2 protein-coding genes are annotated in these 1197 nt (G+C 70.7%); both read right to left on the bottom strand.

Features of this window, described 5'->3' with window-relative positions; translation table 11 throughout:
• Window positions 1–51: 51 nt before the first annotated feature.
• Complete coding sequence (gene rocF / locus AC07XP_RS32280; protein ID WP_495266962.1) at window positions 52–981, bottom strand: arginase; 930 nt, start codon at window positions 979–981, stop codon at window positions 52–54.
• Window positions 978–1197 (bottom strand): prolyl oligopeptidase family serine peptidase (locus AC07XP_RS32275; protein ID WP_492745466.1); only part of this gene is annotated, 220 nt, incomplete at its 5' end. The genes AC07XP_RS32275 and rocF, both read right to left, overlap by 4 nt.

Raw genomic sequence — 1197 nt, 5'->3', positions numbered from 1 at the left:
CCACCTTCCCGGTGGCGCCGTCGCCGAACCGCGGCTGAACAAGCTCGGCAGTCAGCGCACCAGCGTCGACTTGCCGAACAGGCTCTCGATCAGCTCCACCGCCACCTCGGCCGTCTGGTTGCGCACGTCGAGCGCGGGGTTGAGCTCCACCACGTCGACCGAGCCGAGCCGGCCCGTGTCGGCGATCATTTCCATGCACAGCTGCATCTCGCGGTAGGTCGGCCCGCCGCGCACACCCGTGCCCACGCCGGGCGCGTCGGCCGGGTCGAGGCAATCGAGGTCGAAGCTCACGTGCAGGTGGGTGTCTTCGTCCACATCTTGAAGCGCCTCGGTCATGGTGGTGCGCATGCCGTTCTCGTCGATGTGGCGCATGTCGAACACGTGCAGGCCGAGCGTGCGGATCGCTTCCTTCTCGTCGGCATCGACGCTGCGGATGCCGATGAAGCGGATGGCGTCGTGCGCCAGCGCCGCGGGCTCGCCGCTCCAGCCCGTGAGGTCCGCCGGCCCGTGGCCCAGCAGGCACGACACTGGCATGCCGTGCAGGTTGCCGCTGGGGCTCGTGGTCTCGGTGTTGACGTCGGAGTGCGCGTCGAGCCACAGCACGCGCAGCTTCTTGCCGCGTTTTCGCGCATGCCAGGCCACGGCGCTGATGGAGCCGATCGCCAGGCAGTGGTCACCGCCCAGCATCACCGGCACGTGGCCGGCGCCCAGCGCGGTGTCGACGGCGGCGTAGACCGAACGGTTCCACGCGATCACCTCGGTGAGGTGGCGCAGCCCGTTGGCCGGTGGTGCCCACGGCGTGGCCGGGCCCGCGAGGTTGCCGCGGTCGAGCACCGTGAAGCCCTGGCCCGCCAGCGCCTCGGCCAGGCCGGCCACGCGCAGCGCGTCGGGGCCCATGCCCGCGCCGCGCACGCTGGCGCCGATGTCGGTCGGCGCGCCGATCAGTTCGAGGGTGGTAGCGGCGGTGCTGCTGCTGTTCATGTCGGTCTCCCGATGTGGTGCCAGAGGTAGGCGTAGCCGAGCGCATCCATGAAGGCGGACGCCTTGTTGTCCGCGGCGGCGCTGTGGCCGCCTTCCATGTTCTCGTAGAAGCTGCTGTCGTGCCCCTGCGCGAGCAGCTTCGCGTGCATCTTGCGCGCATGCACCGGCCCCACGCGGTCGTCGCGCGTGGAGGTGGTGAAAAGGGCGGGCGGGTAG

The sequence above is a fragment of the Variovorax sp. GW531-E2 genome, from assembly GCF_059423125.1.
The sequence above is the reverse complement of the archived record's forward strand: the minus strand, read 5'-3'. Positions and strand labels throughout refer to the sequence as shown.

Coding starts and splice junctions, on each gene's coding strand:
- rocF (WP_495266962.1), bottom strand. CDS start 981: ATGAACAGCAGCAGCACCGCCGCTACCACCCTCGAACTGATCGGCGCG.